The sequence below is a fragment of the Mycobacterium sp. genome, assembly GCF_004298145.1.
Taxonomy (GTDB): Bacteria; Actinomycetota; Actinomycetes; order Mycobacteriales; family Mycobacteriaceae; genus Mycobacterium.
This window is the reverse complement of record NZ_SCRH01000046.1, coordinates 168,196-189,355: the sequence shown is the minus strand read 5'-3', so window position 1 is coordinate 189,355 and position 21,160 is coordinate 168,196. Positions and strand designations below refer to the sequence as shown.

Below are 21,160 nucleotides of genomic sequence, written 5' to 3'. Positions count from 1 at the left end.
TCGAACAGATCGTGTCCGCCGGCGCCGGCGGCTATTTGCTGGGCGGTGCTGATAAGCCGGCCGCCGAAATCGATTATCGCGCTTGGGGGAGCGCATATACGCCTGCTGTCTGCGTGTCCTTCACCGTTCCGACACTTGAGATCGGCAAACTGCTGGTGTGTCTGGAAAATTGATCGTCTCGGTCTCGGGGATTGGCGAACGCACCCTGCCCGGCGTGGAGGCGTTCTGCGCGCAAATGGATGCCCGCAAGGTGCCGGTGTCGCTGCTGGTGGCTCCCCGCCTGTCCGGGAACTACCGGCTCGATCACGACCCGGGAACCGTTGACTGGCTGACCACCCGCCGCGCCGGGGGCGACGCCATCGTGCTGCACGGCTACGACGACGCGGTCACCAAGAAGCGCCGCGGTGAATTCGCGATCTTGCGGGCGCACGAGGCCAATCTGCGATTGATGGCGGCCGACCGGGTTCTCGAGCACCTCGGGCTGCGTACCCGGTTGTTCGCGGCGCCCGGCTGCGTGGTATCGCCAGGTGTCGTTAAGGCGTTGCCGGGGAACGGATTTCGCATGCTCGCCGATCTGCATGGGATCACCGACCTGGTTCGGCACACCACGGTGCGGGCACGGGTTCTCGGCATCGGGGAAGGCTTCCTCGCCGAGCCGTGGTGGTGCCGCACGGTGGTGCTGTCCGCCGAGCGGATCGCTCGCCGCGAAGGTGTGGTGCGGGTGGCGGTCGCCGCGCGTCACCTACGCAAACCCGGGCCGCTGCAGGCGATGCTGGACGCCGTCGACCTCGCGTTGATGCACGACTGCACACCGACGGTGTACCACTGGCGCCGCGACAAGGCCCTACTCGACGCCGCCTGACGAAGAGACTGCCTGACCTGCTGTCGAGGCCACTACCCTGGTCCGACATGAGCGATTCTTCGGTTGCGGGCTTCGGCGCTGATGCCATCGTCGTCGGGGCGGGACTATCCGGCCTGGTCGCCGCCTGCGAGCTGGTGGATCGCGGCTTGCGGGTGCTGATCCTCGACCAGGAGAACAGCGCCAACCTGGGCGGGCAAGCCTTCTGGTCCTTCGGAGGTCTGTTCTTCGTCGACAGCCCCGAGCAGCGCCGGTTGGGAATCCGCGACAGCCATGAGCTCGCGCTGCAGGACTGGTTGGGTACGGCGGCATTCGACCGGCCCGAGGACTATTGGCCGCGCCAATGGGCCTATGCCTACGTCGATTTCGCCGCGGGGGAGAAACGCAGTTGGTTGGGTTCCCGGGGACTCAAGCTTTTCCCGTTGGTGGGCTGGGCCGAGCGCGGCGGGTATGGCGCACAGGGGCACGGTAATTCGGTTCCTCGCTTCCACATCACCTGGGGTACCGGCCCCGCGCTGGTCGAGATCTTCGCCCGTCAATTGCGGGATCGCTCGACGGTGCGCTTTGCGCACCGCCATCAGGTCGACGAGTTGATCGTCGAGGGTGACGCGGTGACCGGTGTCCGGGGTACCGTTCTGGAGCCCTCGGTCGCGGTGCGAGGAGTCGCTTCGTCGCGAAAAGCGCTAGGAGAGTTCGAGTTCCGCGCTGCAGCGGTAATCGTGACGAGTGGCGGCATCGGCGGCAACCACGAGCTGGTGCGAAAGAACTGGCCGAAGCGGATGGGACGCGTTCCCGAACAATTGCTCAGCGGGGTGCCGGCCCATGTCGACGGCAGGATGATCGGCATCGCGCAGAAGGCCGGTGCGCGGGTGATCAACCCGGACCGGATGTGGCACTACACCGAAGGCATCACCAATTACGACCCGATCTGGCCGCTGCACGGGATCCGCATCATCCCGGGCCCGTCTTCGCTGTGGCTGGACGCGAACGGCAAGCGGTTGCCGGTTCCCCTGTATCCCGGCTTCGACACCCTCGGCACATGTGAGTACATCACCAAATCCGGGTTCGATTACACCTGGTTTGTCTTGAACGCCAAGATCATTGAGAAGGAGTTCGCGCTTTCCGGGCAGGAGCAGAATCCCGATCTGACCGGACAGAGCGTACGCGAGCTCCTGCGGAGCCGGGCGCGCTCCGGGCCGCCGGGGCCGGTGCAGGCGTTTGTCGATCGGGGCGTGGACTTTGTCAGCGCGAATTCGTTGCGCGACTTGGTGACCGCGATGAACAAGCTGCCCGGCGTTCAGCCGCTGGACTACGCCACGGTGGAGGCAGAGGTCACTGCCCGGGACCGGGAGGTGGCCAACAGGTTCAGCAAGGACGGTCAGATCACCGCGATCCGCGCCGCCCGCGGCTATCTGGGGGACCGGCTCGGCCGGGTCGTGGCGCCGCACCGGTTGACCGATTCCAAGGCGGGACCGATGATCGCGGTCAAGCTGCATATCTTGACGAGAAAGACATTGGGCGGCATCGAAACCGACCTCGCCGGGCGGGTGCTGACGGCCGATGGCGCGCCGCTCACCGGCCTGTACGCCGCCGGCGAGGTGGCCGGGTTCGGTGGGGGCGGCGTACATGGCTACCGCGCCTTGGAAGGCACCTTCCTGGGGGGCTGCATTTTTTCGGGCCGCGCTGCCGGCCGTGGCGCCGCCGACGACATCACGTGATTGGCCGGTAGAGCTAGAAGGTGACGGCGTCCTCTTCGGGCAGCACCTGGAAGTCGGTGCTGGTCATCTCGGTGAGCCGGCCGTAGTAGATGCCACGCGCATCCGGGGCGATGATGCCCTGGTGAATGGGAACGGCACGCGCCGGTGCCACCGCGCGCAGGTAATCGACTGCCTCCGAAATCTTCATCCACGGGGCCGCCGCCGGGGCCGCCAAAACGTCCACCGGCTCGTCGGGCACGAAGAGCGCGTCGCCGGGATGCATCAACCGGGCACGATGCTCGGCATCGCCCACCAAAAACGAAATATTCTCGATCACAGGAATTTCCGGGTGGATGACCGCGTGCTTGCCGCCCACGGCCCGAACGGTGAGTTCACCGATCTGCAGTTCGTCGCCGACATGTACCTCGCGGCACGGCGCGCCCAGTTGCGCTGTGGTCTGCGGGTCGGCATACAGCGCGGCATCCGGGTTACCCTCGAGCAGTGCCGGTAGCCGTTTGCCGTCGACGTGGTCGGGGTGCTGATGAGTGATCAAGATGGCGGTTAAGCCGGTGATGCCCTCGAAACCGTGGGCGAAGGTTCCGGGATCAAACAGTACGCGTGTCTGGTCGAACTCGGCGAGTAGGCACGAATGACCGAAATGCGTCAGTTGCATATCTACGATTGTGCCTTGATGGACAAGCTGCCGCTGCGCATGATCCTGGCCACGATGCTGGTCGCCGGCAGCTTCGCGGTTGCCCTGATCGTCGTCATCCCTGCGCACGGCGAGCCCGAGACTTGCCCCGGCATGTGCGACCGGATCCCGAACACCGCGTGGGTCGATCAGCATGCCGTGCCCCTGGACGCGGTCTACCACTGGCCCGCGCTGGCCGGTCAGGCGGTACCGACGACCGGTTCGGCGCCCGGGCCCCGTTTCCGGTTCGAGGAGCTGTGCGCCACGCCGGCGACACCCCGGGACCCGCGCGACTCGGCGGTCTCGGCCCGCTCGACGGTTCAGCATCCGGACGGCCAGTGGCAGCTGCAGGCCCAGGTCCTGCATTGGCGCGGCGATACGGCGCAGGGTGGCGCGATCGCGTCGGCGGCGTTTCGCAGCGCCGTCGCCGCGCTGCGGAGTTGCCAGCAGCGTGCGCCGCTGCAATCGCCATCGCTGACCAGCGATGAAACCACCCGCATGGCCGCCGTGATCAGTGGCCCCATCGTGATGCACACCTACCTTTTCGCGCACCCGGCCAGCAGCACGATCAGCGAGGTCACGCTCTGGTCCTCGGCGCCGCCGCAGACGCCTTGGCCTGCGATGGCGGACGACCCGGTGCTCAACGCCATGAACGCGCCGCTGTGCGAGGCCTACATTGCCTCGTGCCCGTGACCCCGAGCTGCGCTTTCGCCGGTAGAGTTGGCGCCGAAACGCCAACTGAGGAGGAGCGCCGGTGGCCCGGGTGATCGTGAGCGTGATGCCCAAAGCGGAAATTTTGGACCCGCAGGGTCAGGCGATTGTCGGCGCGCTGGGCCGCCTCGGTCACCCGGGGATATCAGATGTCCGGCAGGGCAAAAGGTTTGAGCTCGAAGTGGACGACAGCGTGGACGACTCGGCGCTGGCCGAGATCGCGGAATCGCTGTTGGCGAACACCGTGATCGAAGACTGGTCGATCAGCCGGGAGACGCGGTGACCGCACGGATCGGGATCATCACCTTTCCCGGGACGCTCGACGACGTGGACGCCGCCCGCGCGGCGCGGCGCGTCGGTGCGCAGCCGGTCAACCTGTGGCATGCCGACGCCGATCTGAAAAGCGTCGACGCCGTGGTGGTGCCCGGTGGTTTCTCCTACGGCGACTACCTGCGGGCCGGCGCGATCGCCAGGTTCGCCCCGGTGATGACCGAAGTGGTGGATGCCGCGCGGCGTGGCATGCCGGTATTGGGAATCTGCAACGGTTTTCAGGTGCTCTGCGAGGCCGGACTGCTGCCCGGGGCCCTGACTCGCAACGTGGCTTTGCACTTCATCTGCCGCGACGTGTGGCTGCGGGTGGCATCGACGTCGACGGCGTGGACGTCGCGTTTCGAACCGGACGCCGATCTGCTGGTGCCGCTGAAGTCCGGTGAGGGCCGCTACGTGGCTCCTGCCGAGGTGCTCGACGAGCTCGAGGGTGAGGGGCGGGTGGTGTTCCGGTACCACGAGAATGCCAACGGTTCGCAGCATGACATCGCGGGCGTCAGTTCCGCCGACGGCCGTGTCGTGGGCCTGATGCCGCATCCCGAACATGCCATCGAGGCGCTGACCGGGCCTTCCGACGACGGCCTGGGCCTGTTCTATTCGGTGCTGGACGGGGTGCTCGCCGGCTGAGCGGAAACGCCTGCGGCATCGCATAATTCGTCGAATGCCGCGCCGATGGCGTCCGTCGCTTCCTGGGGATCGTCGAACGTCTGGTCGTCGGTGAGCACGGCGACGCCGAGCCGGTCGACGTAGCTCCACACGGTGATGTTGACCGGGGCGCCGGGCGAGAGCACGCCCGTGGAATAGATCTCGCTGACGGGCGCGCCGCCGAAGTGGCCGCGTTCGCGCGGTCCGACCACGCTGGACACGGCGACGTTCATCAACTTGTTCGGCACGTCACGCAGACCCAGCCACCGAAATGCGGCCGGGGCGAACGCGGTCGGCAGGTAGGCCATCATTTTTCCGTAAAGCTGCGGGCCGAGGATCGCGTGGTCTTCTTTGGCGATTCGGGTCGCCACCGAGATCAGCCGGGCCCGTTCGATCGGGTCGTCGACATGCACCGGCAGTGAAATCATCAGGCCGCTGATCTCGTTGCCGGTGATCCGGTCCGACTTGTCGGTGGCCGTCGGGACCGACGCGATGATCGGGCGCTCGGCCGCGCCGTCGTAGGCCAGCAAGAGCGTTCGCAACCCGCCCGCCGCCGTCGCCAGCACCAGATCGTTCATGGTGATGCCCAACGCCTTTGCCGTCGCCTTGGCCTGCGGCAGCGGTAACGACGTGCTCGCGAACCACCGCCGGGGGGAGACGACATGGTTGAGGAAGGTCGGGGGTGCGTCGAACGCGTCGGCCAGGTCGGGGTGATCTCCACGCTCGCGGGAGCGGCGGCGCACCCGGATCAGCCCGGCGACCGCGTCGTTGAGCAGCCTCGGCAGTTGCGCGAGTTGCGTGACGTGATCGCGCGCTGCCGCCCGCAGCAGATCGGCCTCGGAAGCTGTGACGCCGGCGTCGTCGTTGTCACGTTCGTCGGTGAGCCCGTCCCGCAGATCCATCGCGCGTGCCAGCAGGTTGACCGAGGCGACGCCGTCGGCCAACGCGTGGTGCACCTTGCCGATCACGGCGAACCGACCGTCGGCCAGTCCCTCGGCGAAATGAAACTCCCACAGCGGGCGGCTGCGGTCCAGGGGAGTGGACGCCACCTCGCCGATGACCCGATCGAGTTCTCGCCGACCACCCGGCGCGGGCACCTCGACGCGACGGAGGTGGTAGTCCAGGTCCACGTCGCAGTTTTCCTGCCACATCGGGTGATGCAGATGCCACGGGATGTCAACGAGCTTGTAGCGCAACGGTTCCAGCAGATGAAGCCGCCGGCCCATGTGGTGGCGGAACACGTCGAAGCCGAACTCTCCGTCACAGTCGGCCGGGTCGATGACCGCCACCTTCAACGTGTGCGTGTGCAGGTTGGGCGTCTCGCTGTAGAGCAGCAGGGCGTCCATGCCGTTGAGCCTTTTCACGCGTCACCTCGCCCTGCCGACGAGTTCAGCCCAGGATCGGGAACCGGCGCTGCCCGGCCAACCGCTTGAGCGCGGCCTCCATGACGGCGCGGACGTGCGCGTCGACCTCGTCGATGTCGGGGTCGTTGCCGAACCGGGCGGTGACGTCGATCGGCTCGAGAACCTCGGTGACGATCTTTGCCGGCAGGGGCAGGTTGGGCGGGAAGATCACGCTCGGCCCGAACGGGAACCCGACGCTGATCGGCAGGATGTCCATCCGGGCCTTGGTTAGCCCCAGCTTGCGAGCCAGCCAGTTGCCCCGGGTCACAAACAGCTGGGTCTCCTGGGCGCCGATCGACACGGTCGGCACGATCGGCACTCCGGTTTCGATCGCGGTCCGCACGTAGCCGGTGCGGCCGTTGAAGTCGATGGTGTTGGCGTTGAAGGTCGGCCGGTAGGAGTCGTAGTCGCCGCCGGGAAACACCAGAACCACCGCGCCGGAATGCAGGGCGGCGGCGGCGTTTTCACGGCTGGCCTCGATCACCCCGAGGCGCCGCAGCCACCCGTCCATGGGCCCCAGGAACAGCCCGTAATGGGCCAGCGTGTAGACCGGCCGGTCGTAGCCGAACCTCTCGTAGAAGGCCGGGGAAAAGATCAGCACGTCCGGGGTCAGCATGCCGCCGGAGTGGTTGGAGACCACCAGCGCCCCGCCGGAGGACGGGACATTGTCGATGTTTCGCACCTCGGCCCGGTAGTACCGTTTGACAGCCGGCCCGAGCGCTTTGGCGATCTGTTCGGTGAAGGCCGGATCCCATTTGGCGGTTTCGTGATTATCCGCCGCGTCCACACCGCTGCCCTTCATGGCTCCCCGCTGTCGTGATCGTGCCATTTGCTAGTGATTGCCGGTGTGATGCCGGTCTCAAACCTCAGCCCCTGAGCGACATACCATACTCTCCGTTTAGGAGAATGTCATATTCGTTCGCTGGAGGTGAGCGCCCGGCGGGGGAACGCGTCCGAGCAGGTTCTTTGCGGCTGGGCCTCAGCCGGCGTGACGGAGCAACGGGCCGTCCGGCGACGGCAGTTCGAGGGCGGGGTTGAGCTCCTCAAACAGCTCGGTGGCATCCGCGATCGTCAGGTCGACGAAAGAGGCGAAATCGGCGAAGGAGACGCCGCTTCGGATCCATTGCGACTTGCGGGCCACCACACCGATGCGCTGTGGATCGGACGAGCCGTGCACGATCGCGGTGACGTGGCGGTCCTGCCGGTTCCACTTGTCGGCGAAGTACGTCAGCCAGGGGCGGTCGGCGGCCGGAAAGTAGCACCCGGGAGTGACCCGGATGATCAACACATCGTCGTGCGCGGAAGAGACCTCGAAGTGAACGTGCAGCCGCGGAGCGCCGGTGACGAAAAAGTATTCGCCATCGAGGTGGCCGCGGAAATACCGCCGCCCGCGGGTGCGCAAATAACGTTCGACCAGGTTCGCGCACGTCTGCTCAGTCGTCATGAGGCTTATGTTGCAGCCGATGACTTTGCGGATGCTTGGAGCCAAGCGATGTGGCGCCGAAGAATCTGTTGAGAATTCGCTGAGTGAGTGCCAGCCGGCTGTCTATTGAGCCTCGCTCAGCGGATACAGCGCGGGAAGATTGATCACGATCGCGTCCTGGGTGCTGCGGGCGATCACGACCACGGCGGTGGTGTTGGGGTCGGGGTTTTCCTCCCGGTGCGGCAGATACGGCGGGATGAAGACGTAGTCGCCGGGTTCCGTTGCGATGCGGACCTCTTGGACGCCGTCATGAAAGACGAACTCCGGGTTACCGCTTCGTACATAGATTGCCGTCTCCGAGTCACCGTGGTGATGGTTGTCCGACGCGGATCTCGGCGACGCGTGGGTCTCGCCCATCCAAAGCTTTTCCGCACCGACCGACCGGCCGGATAGTGCGGCGAAGCGCCGCAGCCCCTCCGACTGCGCGGTGTCCGAGCTGATCTCCGACGCCTTGATGTGCCGTACCCGGTTGCGTGCGAGCGGTGTTGCCGTGTCGTCGAAGTCAGGATGGAATCCATCTGAGTTGGCCATGGGTTGATTATCGTCCGAGTCCTCAGGGCTCAGCGAGCGCCGAGGCGTTCGGCCAGCTCGGGTAGGTCACCGGCGACGATGCTCGGCTGCGGCAGGCCGTGTACCGGCAAGGGCGCGTTGCCCCGACGGGTGATGAGAGCTCCGCTGAAGCCGACGCTCTGCGCGCCGAGGGTGTCCCACACATGTGCGGCCACCATCATGCAATCACCCGGAGTCACCCGCAGCTCCTCGCACGCGTAGCGGTACACGGCGGGCGACGGCTTGAAGGCGCCGCGGGCCTGCACGCTCAGCTGGCGCTCGAAAAAGCCGGCCAGCCCCGAATTCTGCAGTGCCGTCGGGCCATCCGGATTGGGTGGCGAGTTCGTCAGGGTTGCCAGACGAAAACCGTTGTCACGCAGGGTGGCAAGTCCATCGGCGGCATCGGGGTAGGCCGGCATGCTGAGCAGTCCGGTCGTCAGGCGGTCCAGATCGTCTTCGCTGACCTTTGCCTGGTGGATGTCCCCCAGCATGCGCAGCACCCCCTGGGCAAGCACGGGGAACGGCACATAATTGCCGGCCAGTGTGATGCCCATCGAGTACATGATCAGCTGGGCGAACCACTCCCGCAGCACTCGCTCGTCACCGAACACCTCTGCGAAAAGCGGTGCTATGGAGTCGATATCGATCAGCGTCTCGTTGACGTCGAAAACGAGCACGGATGGCGCCGGCATGTTCAGGGCTCGATCAACAAGATTGCCACCGCCGGCCTTCTCACGCACGACGGCCGGCGTGGTGGGCAGCTGCGGCGAGTCGGCGACGGACATGGACCACCTCTTCGATCGTCGGCAGCGCGAGGGCGCCGGGCGGCCGCCCAGACGATAATGGGCCAACTGACCCATTATTATGTTCGAACGCTCCCGCCATGTCCAGGGAAGGTGGCCGTCAGGATTTGCGCGGATCGCGAGACGAGCGGGGTCGACCCTTGCGGGATGACGTCGAAACCCCGAACGAGCGCACATAGTCGACGGCGGCGTTGACGGCGGCCCGCAGCGGCTGCGGATCGTCGGTGGCGTGCGTGAGCAGGGCGCCGCCCTGATGCGCGGCCACCAGTGACACCGCCAGGTGGCGCGGATCGGCTTCGGGGCGCAGATCGCCACGGTCGCGCATCGCCTCAAGGCCGGCGCGGAACAGTTCGATCCATTGGTCGTACCCCGCGGCCAGGTCACCGTGGATTTCGTCGTCGGCCTCGATCAGCTCGCCGGCCAACGACCCATAGACGCAACCTCCGACCCGGTAGACCGGGTCGATGTCGGATACGCAGGCGTCGGCCCACGCCTGCAGCGCATCGAGGCTGTCGAGGGTGGCGAACTTCGGTTGAGTGTGAAAGGCCCGCACTTCGTTTCGGCGCACGTCGACCACATGGCGGGTCAGGTCGCGCTTGTCGCGGAAGTAGTGCGAGATCTGGGATCCGCCCACTTCGGCCGCGCGCCGCACCTGGTCGATGCTGGTGTTGGCGACGCCACGCTCGAACATCAGGCGGGCGGCGACCTCGATGATGCGCGCACGCGTCGCCAAACCCTTGCGAGTGAACCGCGAAGAGGGGTCTTCAGTCACGTTGCCGCCTTCGACACCGCTGGATCAGCCGGCTATCCGCGCCGGGCGTCGACCTCGCGACCGGCGCGGGGGACGGGGAACCCGTTCGGCGGTGTCGGCGGCGAACATGCGTAAGTAGTTCACCGCGAAACGCATCGCATCGGCGTGCGGCCATTCCTCTTGATAGGTGAAGGTCAAGATGCCACCTCCTTGATGCGCGGCGATGATCACCCATGCGAGCTGCCGCGGGTCGGCATCCGCAACCAGCAGCCCGTCATCTTTCATTCGCTGGATTGCCTTCTCCAACAGGTCGATCCACTGCCGGTAGCCGCCCGCCAACGCGTCGCGCGTAGCGCTGTCCGACTTCGCGAGCTGGCCGGTGAGCGCGTGATAGGTGGGGGTGCCGAAGTATCCGATGCGTCGCAGGTAGCGCATGTTCACGTCGATCCATCGTTCGAAGTCGTCAAACGAACTCAGACCCCGAAGCGTGGGGTGGCGGTGAAAGTCCAAAACCACCCCGATTTGGCGCCGGATCACCGCTCGAATCAGCGCGCCCTTGTCGGCGAAATAGTGGGCGAGCTGCGAGCCGCTGACCGAGGCGGCGCGCCGCACGTTCTCCATGTTGGATGCGGAGAGGCCTTCGGTGACGATCAGCTGGGCGGCCGCTTGCACGATCCGGTCGCGGGTGACACGCCCCTTGGCGGTCAACCGTTGTTCGTCACGAACATCGGGATGGGCCATCGCGACAGGCTAACCTGTGAGCGCCTCCAATTATGGGATCTCCAGCCCATACGACGGGATCGTCATGGTTGGCTGCCGTGCGCCCCGCGGCCGGTCATCACGCCGCGAGCTGCGTGGCGAGGAAGTCGCGGATCAGTGGGATCACGTCATCGAGCGCGGATTCCAACAGAAAGTGACCGCCGTCGAGCAGATGAATCTCGGCCTCGGGCAGGTCGTCGGCGAACGCCTCGGCTCCGGCCGGCCCGAAAATTTCGTCGCCGCGGCCCCAGACCACGAGCAACGGTACCCGGCTGGCGCGGAAGTATTCGTGTAAGCGCGGATACAGCGGCGCGTTGGTGGCGTAATCCCGAAACAGCTTGAGCTGCACCAAGTCATTGCCGGGACGGGAGAGCAGCGCGTAGTCGTGATGCCAGGACTCGGGATCGACCAGCGTCTCGTCTGCTACGCCGGTCACGTACTGCCACCGGGTGGCGTCCAGCGTGAGGAACTGGCGCACCGGGGCCTCGGTGTCGACGGTGGGCTCACGCTGGTAAGCCTGCACGACCTTCCAGAAGCTTTCGACGAATCCCGCGTCATAACCGTTGCCGTTCTGGCTGATGATCGCGGTGATCGCGGCGGGCTCACGCAGCGCCAGCCGCCAGCCGATGGGCGCGCCGTAGTCCTGGACATACATGGCATACCGCTCGATGCCGAGGGTTCGCAGCAGGCCCGCCGTGAGGTCGGTCAGCCCGTCGAAGGTGTAGTCGAACTCCTCGACCGGCGGAGCGTCGGACAGCCCGAAGCCGAGATGGTCCGGCGCGACGACATGGTAGCGGTCCGCCAGGGCCGGTATCAGATCGCGAAACATGTAGGAACTGGTGGGAAACCCGTGCAACAGCAGCACCGCGGGAGCGTCCGGGTCGCCGGCTTCCCGGTAGAAGAGTCGGTGGCCGTCGACCGTGGCATATCGATGATGAACAGCCGGCATGACATTCCTCCTGAGCCAACGCGATTCGCACGCGAGCGCGACGGCGGCGTTCGGCGAACGTCAACCAAATCCACCCGCCAAATTTCTGGGATGTGCAACCCATTATGCACCAATCGGGGGCCCGTGCAACAGTCCGTGCGGTCGATGTGTTGCCGCGCGGATCGGGGTGCCATATTCTGGGTCAACCATCCCAGTTGGGTGGCTGGTGCCAGGGCGAGCTGGTTCGAGGTGACACGGTGGGCAGGCTTGTTTCGGTGAACGTGGGCATGCCCACGACCGTCCAATGGCGAGGTAAAGCCGTCCACACCGGAATCTGGAAGACCCCGGTCGAGGGACCGGTCATGGTGCGCCGGCTGAACGTCGACGGCGACGGTCAGGGTGACCTCGCCGGCCATGGCGGCGAACAACGCGCCGTGATGGTGTACCAGAGCGAGTCGTACGACTTCTGGAAGACCTACCTGGGTCGCACCGACCTGCGGCCAGGCCATTTCGGGGAAAACTTCACCGTCACCGGGCTTGCCGACGACGACGTGTGCATCGGTGATCGCTATCGCATCGGCGGCGCCGAATTCGAGGTCACCCAGCCGCGAGTCACGTGCTTTCGGGTCGGCCTTCGTCTCGACGAGCCCGACATGCCCAATTTGCTTGTCTCCCAGCACCGTCCGGGCTTCTACTTCCGCGTCATCACGGAAGGTCGAGTGCGGGCCGGGGATGACATCGTGCGGACCCGCCGCGGCCGTCACCAGATCAGTGTCGCCGAGATCGATGCGTTGCTCTACCTGCCGGACCGCAATCTCAAACGGATGCGCGAGGCCACCGACGTCCCGGCGCTGAGCGCGGGCTGGCAGCAGTCTTTTCACGACATGCTGGCAGCAGCCGACGCAGCGGCTGCCCCCATCGGAGTGGAGCCCGGATGGAGGGGATTTCGAAGCCTGCGGGTGACCGACACTTGTCGGGAGAGTCCACAGGTGCTCTCGATTCGGCTGCAGGCCGACGACGGGGATCCGTTGCCACCGGCGCTCCCCGGTCAGTACCTCACGGTGAAGATTCCCGGGACCGGCGGGCCGGTGCCGCTGCGCAGCTACTCGCTTTCGGGTGATTCGTCGGCCGGGTGCTACCGCATCAGTGTCAAGCGTGCGGATCACGGATTGGTGAGCCGCTGGCTGCACGCCCACATCCAGCCGGGGATGGTGATGACCGCGGCCGCCCCGCGCGGCGACTTCTGCCTCACCGAGGACCGCCGCCCGGTGGTCCTCTTTTCAGCCGGAATCGGGGCGACGCCGGTGCTGGCGATGTTGCACGCGCTGTCGGCGGGCGCCAGCGGGCGCGACATCTGGTGGTTGCACACCACTCGAAATCACGAAACCGAGGCATTTGCAGCCGAAGTCGCGATGCTCATCGAGTCGTTACCCCACGCCCGTCAGCAGGTTTTCTACACCGAAACCCAGGGCCGTCTGGACCGAGACTCCGTTGCGGCATTGGGGCTGCCGGCCGATGGCGTCGTCTACCTATGCGGGCCAGCACAATTCATGACGGATATACGCGAATACCTGGTCGGCATCGGATTCGACCCCGCTCTGATTCACAGCGAACTGTTCGGTGCGCTGCCCGCGATCAACCCGGGTGTCGTCGAATCGGGGCCGCGCCGGCCGCCCCATCAGCCCGTCGGCGCCCCGGGTGCCGGACCGTCGATCACGTTTGCGCGCAGCGGGTTGACGGTCAACTGGTCGCCCGGGTACCGCAGCATCCTCGATCTCGCCGAAGCCTGCGATGTGCCAACCCGCTTCTCCTGTCGAAGCGGCGTCTGTCACCTGTGCGTCACCGGGATCGTCGCCGGGACGACCACTTACATTCAGCGGCCGCTGGAGCCGCCCGCTGACGAGTCGGTGCTCATCTGCTCGGCGGCCCCCGAAACCGACGTGGTGCTGGACCTTTAGCGAAAACCCGTGGGCCCGAAGGTGTTTAATTCTAGGGGCTCAGGGGGACGGACGCCTCTGCGGTGTAGCACAGGAATGTCAGCGTCTCCTGCAGATACAGCTGCACGGTGTCAGCGTCATGGCTGGTGTACCCGATCGTCACGTCGGTCCCGAGCTGCAGATCGAAGTCTCCGCCGCGGGTGGTCAGCACGAAAGCACCGTCGATGGCAGGCGCCCAGATGATGTCTCCGGGAACCAGCCGGTCGATGTGTTCGAGGATCGGATATCCGTGTTGCGTGGTCTCGCTGACCTGCGTATAGACGTCGGCGGACAGTAGCACCGAGTAGGGACCGTCGACGCCGGCCAGCCGGAGTTCGGAAATTGCCTGGGTGACGACGTCTGGAATCTCGCTGGGATCCGCCGGCAAGGTCAGCGACTTGTTCGAGCTGGCGGAGCGGATGCCCTCGATCGACGCGGCGGCGTAGCCCTCGAAGATGGCACGGTCCTCCACGAACGCCAGCTTCTTCGCGGCCGCTTTGACGGGGTCCCAGTCGGAGTCGCTGGCGCCGCGCTCGACGTTGTCGATCTCGTAACGCGACAGGGTAAACGGGACACGGAGCCGCACAAAGGGTTTACTCTCCCGCAGGTGAGCCTCCACGCCGTCGGTAGGCGACGCCACGTTGGCGAGCCGGCCGGTGCTCACCGCGGCGGTGACCGGCCCGCCGGGCTCGCTGACGTCGACGACCCGGCGCCCGGCGATGTGGCGCTTGAACGTCCGGGTCGCCTCCAATTCGATCTCGTCCCAAGCGGCTTCGGTGACCGGTGCCAGGTCGCGGTAGAGGTTGTTCATGAGGGGGTTCCTTTCAGGCTGCCGATCGAAAGTGAGCCGTCTTGTGCGACAGACGTTTCCGCCACCGGCGCCGCGGGCAGCGGCGGGGGATCATCGAGAAAGTCGACGGTCGGGGAGAAGAACAATCCGCCGGTGATAGCGGTGGAGAAGTCGAGGATGCGGTCGGTGTTGCCGGGCGGGTCGCCGAGGAACATGTTGCGCAGCATCTGTTCGGTGACTTGCGGTGTGCGCGAATAGCCGATGAAGTATGTGCCGTATTCGCCCTTGCCGAGCTCGCCGAACGGCATGTTGTGCCGCACGATTTTCAGTTCGGTGCCCTCGTCGTCGGTGATGACGTTGAGGGCGATGTGGGAGTCATCCGGCTTGATGTCGTCGTCGAGTTCGATGTCTTCCAGCTTGGTGCGGCCGATCACTCGCTCCTGCTCGGTGACGGATATCGAGTTCCAGGAGGACATGTCGTGCACGTACTTCTGTACGTGCACGTAGCACGAGCCGGCGAAATCGGGATCCTCGTCGCCGATCGCGGTGGCGCTGACGGCCAGTGGGCCGTCCGGGTTCTCGGTGCCGTCGACGAACCCGAGCAGGTCGCGGTTGTCGAAGTACCGGAACCCGTGGACCTCGTCGACCACGGTGACCGCGCCGTCCATCGATTTCAGGATCCGGTCGGCCAATTCGAAACAGACGTCCAAACTCTCGGCCCGGACGTGGAACAACAGGTCCCCGGGTGTGGCGGGAGCGCGGTGCCGCGGGCCGTTCAGTTCGACGAACCGGTGCAGTCCGGCGGGGCGCGGCCCGGAAAACAAGCGGTCCCATACATCCGAGCCGATCGAGGCGATCGCCGACAACCGTTTCTGCGGCTCGCGGAATCCGATCGCGCGCACCAGCCCGGAAACGTCCTGCAGCGCGTCGCGCACCGTCGCCTCTGCACCGTCGTCGACCGTCAGCACGAGGAAGATCGCCGCGGGCGTCAGCGGCGCGAGGATGGGTTGCGGCTGGACGGGGGGCACTCTGGTGACCCTAGCGCGGCGACGACGAGCGCCGGAAGCGGCGCGAGTGAGGAGCGTGCAATCGGCGTGAGCGCGGCGACGGTGAGCGCCGGAAGCGGCGCGAGCAAGGAGCGTGCAATCGGCGTGAGCGCGGCGACGGTGAGCGCCGGAAGCGGCGCGAGCAAGGAGCGTGCAATCGACCCTAGCGTGGAGGCCGCGGCCGCGGCCCGCCATGATGTTCAACATGTCCGGCGGGCCTCGAAACCAGACGAAGTCCTCGGCGAGTGCGCAAGGACTCTGCGAGTTCATCGACGCCTCTCCGTCGCCATTTCACGTCTGCGCCACGGTGGCCGCTCGGCTGATCGCCGCCGGATACACCGAGCTGAGCGAGGCCGAACGCTGGCCGTCCGAGCCGGGGCGCTATTTCACGGTGCGGGCGGGCTCGCTGGTCGCGTGGAATTCGGAGGGAGCCGACGGCCCGTTCCGCATCGTCGGCGCGCACACCGACAGCCCTAACCTCAGGGTCAAGCAGCATCCCGACCGGGTGGTCGCCGGCTGGCGGGTGGTGGCGCTGGAGCCCTATGGGGGCGCGTGGCTCAACTCGTGGCTGGACCGTGATCTGGGAATCAGCGGGCGCCTGTCGGTGCGGGCGGACGACGTAGGCACCGGGATCGGACACCGGCTGGTCCGGATCGACGAGCCGATCCTTCGGGTGCCCCAGCTGGCCATCCATCTGGCCGAGGACCGCAATTCGCTGACACTGGACCCGCAACGACACGTCAACGCGGTGTGGGGTGTCGGCGAGACGGCTCGGTCCTTCGTCGATTACGTCGCCGAGCGCGCCGGAGTGGCGCCCACCGACGTGCTCGCCGCCGACCTGATGACCCATGACCTGACTCCCTCGACGGTGATCGGCGCCTTGGACAACGGAACCGCCGGCCTGCTGAGCGCGCCCCGGCTCGACAACCAGGCCAGTTGTTACGCGGGGCTGGAGGCGCTGCTGGGCATGGAGCGGGCCTCGGCCTATCTGCCGGTGTTGGTGCTCTTCGATCACGAGGAGGTGGGATCGTCCTCGGATCACGGCGCGCAATCCGACTTGCTGGGCACCGTGCTGGAGCGAATTGTGCTGGCCGCGGGCGGCAACCGGGAGGACTACCTGCGCAGGCTCCCGGCGTCGTTGCTGGCCTCAGCGGACATGGCGCACGCCACCCATCCCAATTACCCGGAGCGGCACGAGCCCGGCCATCCGATCGCCGTCAACGCCGGACCGGTGCTCAAGGTGCACCCGAATCTGCGCTACGCCACCGACGGCCGTACCGCCGCGGCGTTCGCGCTGGCCTGTGAGCAGGCCGGGGTGGCGTTGCAGCGTTACGAGCACCGGGCCGACCTGCCATGCGGATCGACGATCGGCCCGTTGACCTCCGCGCGCACGGGCATCCCCACCGTGGACGTCGGCGCCGCGCAGCTTGCGATGCACTCCGCGCGCGAGCTCATGGGCGCGCACGATGTGGCCGCCTACTCGGCCGCGATGCGCGCGTTCTTCTCGCCGGCCTGACGCTCAATCGGTCTTCGTCTTGGCCACGCCGTGCAGTATCGCGTCGAGCAGCCCGTCAAAGTGCCGGGATCCTTCCGCGACGAAATCACCTGCGCCCCGGTGGGTTAACGCGCGAAACAGCATTGTGCCGATCAGCGCCTCGGCGATGGCGTCGAGGTCGGCATCGGCGCGCACTTCCCCGTCCTGGACGGCCAGGCGAAGTCGCGTCATCAAGCCGGCCAGCTGAGGCGCGCTGAGCTGGCGGTAGAGATCGTCGCCGTCGGCCGGGCGGGCCGCCGCCGCGGCGATGAGCGCCCGCACCAACGCGGCGTTCGGCGGCTCGGCCAGGAAGTCGGCATGTTCGCGCAGCCACGCCTGTAGGTCGGCGCGAAGATCTCCGGTCGCGGCGACGGGAAACGATCCGGATCCGCCGTATGCCTCCAGGACGGCTTCGGCGACCAGCGGCGCTTTCGATGGCCAGCGCCGGTAGAGGGTCTTCTTTCCCACGCCGGCGCGCGCCGCGACGCTTTCCATCGACAAATCGGCGTAGCCGCCGGTGGTCAGAAGCCCGCGGGTGGCGTCGAGGATCGCGTGATGCAGCCGGCTGTCACGGGGCCGGCCGGCCCGCTCGTCCGACACCGGGCCGAGCCTAGGTGGCCGCGCCGGATGGGCGGGCGATCCGATTCGGTGCTGGCATGCGGGCGTGCGCTCGGGTTACCTTCACGGGGATAATTCTAGGAAACGATACGTGTCGTTTCCTAACCGCCGCGCGTGCCGAAGGAGTCGACCCATGAACGCCCCCTCGCTGTCGGTCCCCACGACCTGGGATGACATCACGCCCCAGTGGATGTCGGCGGCGCTGGCCGCCGACCACCCCGGCGCCGAGGTGGACACCGTCACCGTCCAGGTTCGCGACGACGGCACCAATCGGCGCGCCCGCCTGGGAGTGACGTACCGCAACGGCAGCGGACCGGCGTCGGTGTTCGTCAAGGCCGCCGACCCCGGCCACAAAGAGCTGATCCGCATGACCAGCGGCATGTTCCACGAGCCGCGGCTGTTCACCTGCGGGGTCCCGCTACCCCTCGAGCACCCCCACGTCTACGCCGCATTGATCGACGAGGCCGCCTACGACTTCGTGATGGTCATGGAAGACCTCGCCGCCCGCGGTGCCGACCCGCGCGATGCCACCAGGCCGATGACCGTCGAGCAGGTCGCCACCGGCGTGCGCGGCCTGGCCCGGATGCACGGACGGTACTGGGGCGAACGGGTGCTCGCCGAGCCCGCGTTGGGATGGCTCGAGCCGTTTCTGCCCTGGGACGGCATGGAGATGGCGCCCCTTCCCGCCGCGCTCGAACGCCTCGGAGCGGACGCGCCCGAGCAGGTGACCTCGCTGACCATCGACAAGCTGATCGAATCGATCTGGAAGCCCTACATCAGGACGCTGACCGCGTCGCCGCAGACCCTGCTGCACGGCGATCCGCACATCGGCAACACCTACCTGCTGCCCGGCGACGAGGTGGGGTTCCTCGACTGGCAGGTGGCCCGGCGCGGCAACTGGTCACTAGACGTGGGCTACTTCCTGCAGGGCGCCCTGACCGTCGAGGATCGCCGTCGCAGCGAGCGCGATCTGGTCGAGGAGTACCGCGGTGCGCTCGGCCTGCCGAAAGCGGAGATGCCGACCGCCGACGAGGTCTGGTTGCGGTACCGGGCCTCGGTGGCGCACGGCCTGACCTTGTGGCTGTGCACCGCCAGCGCCGGGGAGCTGTGGCAGCGTCCCGACATCGCTCTGGCGCTGGCCCAACGGTATTCGTTCGCCTACGCCGACCTGGATACCGCGGCGGCGCTGGCCGAGATCACCGGCTGACGCAGCGCGGCGGTCGGCATCCGACGCCCCGGGCGTGCCCACCCTAGACTGTGTCCCGTGACTGTCTCCGGGACGAGTGCGCGCACCCACGCGATCGACACCGTCGAGCACGCCGCCACCACCCCCGACGAGCCGCAGCCGTTTGGTGAGCTGGGCCTCAAAGACGACGAATATCAGCGCATTCGCGAGATCCTTGGCCGCCGGCCCACCGATACCGAGCTGGCGATGTACTCGGTGATGTGGAGCGAACACTGCTCCTACAAGTCGTCCAAGGTGCACCTGAGCTACTTCGGCGAGACCACCACCGACGAGATGCGCGCCGGCATGCTGGCCGGCATCGGCGAGAACGCCGGCGTCGTCGACATCGGCGACGGCTGGGCGGTCACCTTCAAAGTGGAATCGCACAACCACCCCTCCTACGTCGAGCCCTACCAGGGGGCGGCCACCGGTGTCGGCGGCATCGTCCGCGACATCATGGCGATGGGCGCGCGACCGGTCGCGGTGATGGACCAGCTGCGGTTCGGCGCCGCCGACGCGCCGGACACCCGTCGCGTGCTCGACGGCGTGGTCCGCGGCATCGGCGGCTACGGCAACTCCCTGGGCTTGCCCAACATCGGCGGCGAGACCGTCTTCGATGCGTGCTACGCCGGCAACCCGTTGGTGAACGCCATGTGCGTCGGTGTCCTGCGGCAGGAGGACCTGCATCTGGCGTTCGCCTCGGGCGCCGGCAACAAGATCATCCTGTTCGGAGCCCGCACCGGGCTGGACGGCATCGGCGGGGTGTCGGTGCTGGCGTCGGACACCTTCAGCGCTGATGGGGGGGCCGAGAACTCGCGCAAAAAGCTGCCCTCGGTGCAGGTCGGCGACCCGTTCATGGAGAAGGTGCTCATCGAGTGCTGCCTCGAGCTGTACGCCGGTCACCTGGTGGTCGGCATACAGGACTTGGGTGGCGCCGGATTATCTTGTGCCACTTCGGAATTGGCGTCGGCCGGCGACGGCGGAATGGCAATCCGGCTCGAGACGGTCCCGTTGCGCACCACCCAGATGACCCCCGCGGAGATCCTGTGCAGCGAGTCCCAGGAGCGGATGTGCGCGGTGGTCACCCCGGAGAACGTCGACGCTTTCATGGCGGTGTGCCGCAAGTGGGACGTGCTGGCCACCGTGATCGGCGAGGTCACCGACGGTGACAGGCTGCGGATCACCTGGCACGGTCGGACCGTCGTCGACGTGCCGCCGCGCACCGTCGCCCACGAGGGTCCGGTGTACCAGCGTCCGGTCGCTCGCCCCGACACGCAGGACGCCTTGAACGAGGACACCTCGACGCGGCTGCCGCGACCGGCCACGGGCGACGAACTGCGCGCCACTTTGCTTGCGCTGCTGGGGAGCCCGCACCTGTGCAGCCGCGCGTTCATCACCGAGCAGTACGACCGGTACGTGCGGGGCAACACCGTGCTGGCCGAGCACGCCGATGGCGGCGTGCTCCGCGTCGACGAGTCCACCGGCCGCGGCATCGCCCTGTCGACCGACGCGTCCGGCCGCTACACCAAACTGGATCCGTACGCCGGTGCCCAGCTCGCCCTGGCCGAGGCCTACCGCAACGTCGCGGTCACCGGCGCCACCCCGGTCGCGGTGACCAACTGCCTGAACTTCGGCTCACCCGAAGACCCCGGCGTGATGTGGCAGTTCGCGCAGGCGGTCCGGGGCCTCGCCGAAGGCTGTGCGGCCCTGGGGATTCCGGTGACCGGCGGCAACGTCAGCTTCTACAACCAAACCGGGTCGGCGGCGATCCTGCCCACCCCGGTGGTCGGGGTCCTCGGCGTCATCGATGACGTCGCCCGGCGCATCCCCACCGGCCTGGGCACCGAGCCGGGGGAAACCCTGCTGCTGCTTGGCGATACGCGCGACGAGTTCGACGGCTCGGTGTGGGCGCAGGTCACCGCCGATCACCTGGGCGGGCTGCCGCCCACAGTCGACCTGGACCGCGAAAAGCTGCTGGCCGAGGTGTTGCGCTCCGCGTCACGGGACGGCCTGGTGTCCGCGGCGCACGACCTGTCCGAGGGCGGCCTGGCCCAAGCCGTCGTCGAGGCCGCCCTGGCGGGTGAAACCGGTTGTCGCATCGTGCTTCCCGAGGGTGCCGATCCCTTCGTGACGTTGTTCTCCGAGTCGGCGGGCCGCGTGCTGGTGGCGGTCCCGCGCACCGAGGAGAGCCGGTTCCGTTCGATGTGCGAGGCGCGGGGACTGCCGGCGGTGCGCATCGGTGTCGTCGACCAGGCCTCCGGCGCCGTCGAGGTCCAGGGGCTGTTCACGGTCTCCCTGGCCGAACTGCGTGAGACTTCCGAGGCGGTGCTGCCGCGGCTCTTCGGATGAGTGCCGGCAGCGAATC

Annotated in this window: 22 protein-coding genes; 10 read left to right on the top strand and 12 right to left on the bottom strand. The window is 67.1% G+C overall.

Going from position 1 to position 21,160, the window contains the following annotated elements; genetic code table 11:
• The first annotated feature begins 11 nt into the window (after positions 1 to 11).
• From EPN51_RS19665 to EPN51_RS19655, 3 genes are read left to right on the top strand one after another with little or no spacing between them, the layout of a single operon-like run.
• Positions 12 to 173, top strand: coding sequence for a hypothetical protein (locus EPN51_RS19665; protein ID WP_293045700.1), 162 nt, complete (start codon positions 12 to 14; stop codon positions 171 to 173).
• Positions 158 to 862 carry a DUF2334 domain-containing protein gene (locus EPN51_RS19660; protein ID WP_293045698.1) on the top strand — a complete coding sequence of 235 codons (705 nt, stop codon included), beginning with the start codon at positions 158 to 160 and terminating at the stop codon, positions 860 to 862. Before EPN51_RS19665 ends, EPN51_RS19660 begins: the two co-directional genes overlap by 16 nt.
• Positions 863 to 909: 47 nt before the next feature.
• On the top strand, positions 910 to 2,577 hold the full coding sequence (locus EPN51_RS19655; protein ID WP_293045696.1) for an FAD-binding dehydrogenase: 1,668 nt from the start codon (positions 910 to 912) through the stop codon (positions 2,575 to 2,577).
• A 13-nt stretch (positions 2,578 to 2,590) separates the two neighbouring features.
• Here EPN51_RS19655 and EPN51_RS19650 read toward each other — a convergent pair whose 3' ends face one another.
• Positions 2,591 to 3,229: an MBL fold metallo-hydrolase gene (locus EPN51_RS19650; protein WP_293045693.1), complete on the bottom strand. Its 639-nt coding sequence runs from the start codon at positions 3,227 to 3,229 to the stop codon at positions 2,591 to 2,593.
• Here EPN51_RS19650 and EPN51_RS19645 point away from each other — a divergent pair.
• The 3 genes from EPN51_RS19645 (at position 3,206) to purQ (ending at position 4,912) form a co-directional block, all read left to right on the top strand.
• Positions 3,206 to 3,940 (top strand): ATPase, encoded by a 735-nt coding sequence (locus tag EPN51_RS19645; protein ID WP_293045690.1) that lies wholly within the window; start codon positions 3,206 to 3,208, stop codon positions 3,938 to 3,940. The genes EPN51_RS19650 and EPN51_RS19645 overlap by 24 nt on opposite strands.
• A gap of 61 nt (positions 3,941 to 4,001) precedes the next feature.
• On the top strand, positions 4,002 to 4,241 hold the full coding sequence (gene purS, locus EPN51_RS19640; RefSeq protein ID WP_293045687.1) for a phosphoribosylformylglycinamidine synthase subunit PurS: 240 nt from the start codon (positions 4,002 to 4,004) through the stop codon (positions 4,239 to 4,241).
• A complete protein-coding gene (gene purQ, locus EPN51_RS19635; protein ID WP_293045684.1) occupies positions 4,238 to 4,912 on the top strand; it encodes a phosphoribosylformylglycinamidine synthase subunit PurQ in 675 nt (224 codons plus the stop codon). Before purS ends, purQ begins: the two co-directional genes overlap by 4 nt.
• Here purQ and EPN51_RS19630 read toward each other — a convergent pair.
• The 8 genes from EPN51_RS19630 to EPN51_RS19595 form a co-directional block, all read right to left on the bottom strand.
• Positions 4,879 to 6,294 (bottom strand): wax ester/triacylglycerol synthase family O-acyltransferase, encoded by a 1,416-nt coding sequence (locus EPN51_RS19630; RefSeq protein ID WP_293045680.1) that lies wholly within the window; start codon positions 6,292 to 6,294, stop codon positions 4,879 to 4,881. The two genes, purQ and EPN51_RS19630, sit on opposite strands and share 34 nt — an antisense overlap.
• Before the next feature lie 25 nt (positions 6,295 to 6,319).
• Positions 6,320 to 7,135: a lysophospholipid acyltransferase family protein gene (locus EPN51_RS19625; protein WP_293045781.1), complete on the bottom strand. Its 816-nt coding sequence runs from the start codon at positions 7,133 to 7,135 to the stop codon at positions 6,320 to 6,322.
• 177 nt (positions 7,136 to 7,312) lie between these two features.
• Positions 7,313 to 7,777, bottom strand: a complete 465-nt coding sequence (locus EPN51_RS19620) for a YbjN domain-containing protein (RefSeq protein ID WP_293045678.1) — start codon at positions 7,775 to 7,777, stop codon at positions 7,313 to 7,315.
• A gap of 102 nt (positions 7,778 to 7,879) precedes the next feature.
• On the bottom strand, positions 7,880 to 8,347 hold the full coding sequence (locus tag EPN51_RS19615; protein WP_293045675.1) for a cupin domain-containing protein: 468 nt from the start codon (positions 8,345 to 8,347) through the stop codon (positions 7,880 to 7,882).
• Positions 8,348 to 8,376: 29 nt separating this feature from the next.
• Complete coding sequence (locus tag EPN51_RS19610) at positions 8,377 to 9,057, bottom strand: haloacid dehalogenase type II (protein ID WP_293045779.1); 681 nt, start codon at positions 9,055 to 9,057, stop codon at positions 8,377 to 8,379.
• Positions 9,058 to 9,268: 211 nt separating this feature from the next.
• On the bottom strand, positions 9,269 to 9,940 hold the full coding sequence (locus tag EPN51_RS19605; protein ID WP_293045673.1) for a TetR/AcrR family transcriptional regulator: 672 nt from the start codon (positions 9,938 to 9,940) through the stop codon (positions 9,269 to 9,271).
• A 24-nt stretch (positions 9,941 to 9,964) separates the two neighbouring features.
• Positions 9,965 to 10,660 (bottom strand): helix-turn-helix domain-containing protein, encoded by a 696-nt coding sequence (locus EPN51_RS19600; protein ID WP_293045670.1) that lies wholly within the window; start codon positions 10,658 to 10,660, stop codon positions 9,965 to 9,967.
• A 97-nt stretch (positions 10,661 to 10,757) separates the two neighbouring features.
• Positions 10,758 to 11,627, bottom strand: a complete 870-nt coding sequence (locus EPN51_RS19595; RefSeq protein ID WP_293045667.1) for an alpha/beta hydrolase — start codon at positions 11,625 to 11,627, stop codon at positions 10,758 to 10,760.
• 236 nt (positions 11,628 to 11,863) lie between these two features.
• On the opposite strand from EPN51_RS19595, the gene EPN51_RS19590 reads away from it, so the two are divergent.
• The gene (locus EPN51_RS19590) at positions 11,864 to 13,564 is read left to right on the top strand and encodes an MOSC and FAD-binding oxidoreductase domain-containing protein (protein WP_293045664.1); all 1,701 of its coding nucleotides are present in this window, start codon (positions 11,864 to 11,866) and stop codon (positions 13,562 to 13,564) included.
• 31 nt (positions 13,565 to 13,595) lie between these two features.
• Here EPN51_RS19590 and EPN51_RS19585 read toward each other — a convergent pair whose 3' ends face one another.
• Both EPN51_RS19585 and EPN51_RS19580 read right to left on the bottom strand, forming a co-directional pair.
• Positions 13,596 to 14,393, bottom strand: coding sequence for a family 1 encapsulin nanocompartment shell protein (locus EPN51_RS19585; RefSeq protein WP_293045661.1), 798 nt, complete (start codon positions 14,391 to 14,393; stop codon positions 13,596 to 13,598).
• Positions 14,390 to 15,400, bottom strand: coding sequence for a Dyp-type peroxidase (locus tag EPN51_RS19580; protein WP_293045658.1), 1,011 nt, complete (start codon positions 15,398 to 15,400; stop codon positions 14,390 to 14,392). The genes EPN51_RS19585 and EPN51_RS19580 overlap by 4 nt, the downstream gene beginning before the upstream one ends.
• Before the next feature lie 214 nt (positions 15,401 to 15,614).
• Between EPN51_RS19580 and EPN51_RS19575 the strand changes: the two genes are divergently transcribed.
• Positions 15,615 to 16,934 carry a M18 family aminopeptidase gene (locus tag EPN51_RS19575; RefSeq protein WP_293045776.1) on the top strand — a complete coding sequence of 440 codons (1,320 nt, stop codon included), beginning with the start codon at positions 15,615 to 15,617 and terminating at the stop codon, positions 16,932 to 16,934.
• 3 nt (positions 16,935 to 16,937) lie between these two features.
• On the opposite strand, the gene EPN51_RS19570 is transcribed toward EPN51_RS19575, so the two are convergent.
• Positions 16,938 to 17,552, bottom strand: a complete 615-nt coding sequence (locus tag EPN51_RS19570; RefSeq protein WP_293045655.1) for a TetR/AcrR family transcriptional regulator — start codon at positions 17,550 to 17,552, stop codon at positions 16,938 to 16,940.
• A 151-nt stretch (positions 17,553 to 17,703) separates the two neighbouring features.
• On the opposite strand from EPN51_RS19570, the gene EPN51_RS19565 reads away from it, so the two are divergent.
• Both EPN51_RS19565 and purL read left to right on the top strand, forming a co-directional pair.
• Positions 17,704 to 18,777 (top strand): phosphotransferase, encoded by a 1,074-nt coding sequence (locus tag EPN51_RS19565; RefSeq protein ID WP_293045653.1) that lies wholly within the window; start codon positions 17,704 to 17,706, stop codon positions 18,775 to 18,777.
• 57 nt (positions 18,778 to 18,834) lie between these two features.
• A complete protein-coding gene (gene purL / locus EPN51_RS19560) occupies positions 18,835 to 21,144 on the top strand; it encodes a phosphoribosylformylglycinamidine synthase subunit PurL (RefSeq protein WP_293045650.1) in 2,310 nt (769 codons plus the stop codon).
• Positions 21,145 to 21,160 lie beyond the last annotated feature (16 nt).

Excerpts from the sequence above, each read along its gene's own strand:
- EPN51_RS19565 (WP_293045653.1), top strand. The coding sequence starts at position 17,704 with ATGAACGCCCCCTCGCTGTCGGTCCCCACGACCTGGGATGACATCACG.
- EPN51_RS19655 (WP_293045696.1), top strand. The coding sequence starts at position 910 with ATGAGCGATTCTTCGGTTGCGGGCTTCGGCGCTGATGCCATCGTCGTC.
- EPN51_RS19595 (WP_293045667.1), bottom strand. The coding sequence starts at position 11,627 with ATGCCGGCTGTTCATCATCGATATGCCACGGTCGACGGCCACCGACTC.
- EPN51_RS19600 (WP_293045670.1), bottom strand. The coding sequence starts at position 10,660 with ATGGCCCATCCCGATGTTCGTGACGAACAACGGTTGACCGCCAAGGGG.
- EPN51_RS19575 (WP_293045776.1), top strand. The coding sequence starts at position 15,615 with ATGTTCAACATGTCCGGCGGGCCTCGAAACCAGACGAAGTCCTCGGCG.
- EPN51_RS19615 (WP_293045675.1), bottom strand. The coding sequence starts at position 8,347 with ATGGCCAACTCAGATGGATTCCATCCTGACTTCGACGACACGGCAACA.
- EPN51_RS19610 (WP_293045779.1), bottom strand. The coding sequence starts at position 9,057 with ATGCCGGCGCCATCCGTGCTCGTTTTCGACGTCAACGAGACGCTGATC.
- EPN51_RS19625 (WP_293045781.1), bottom strand. The coding sequence starts at position 7,135 with ATGAAGGGCAGCGGTGTGGACGCGGCGGATAATCACGAAACCGCCAAA.
- EPN51_RS19620 (WP_293045678.1), bottom strand. The coding sequence starts at position 7,777 with ATGACGACTGAGCAGACGTGCGCGAACCTGGTCGAACGTTATTTGCGC.
- EPN51_RS19645 (WP_293045690.1), top strand. The coding sequence starts at position 3,206 with ATGACCGAAATGCGTCAGTTGCATATCTACGATTGTGCCTTGATGGAC.
- EPN51_RS19585 (WP_293045661.1), bottom strand. The coding sequence starts at position 14,393 with ATGAACAACCTCTACCGCGACCTGGCACCGGTCACCGAAGCCGCTTGG.
- EPN51_RS19650 (WP_293045693.1), bottom strand. The coding sequence starts at position 3,229 with ATGCAACTGACGCATTTCGGTCATTCGTGCCTACTCGCCGAGTTCGAC.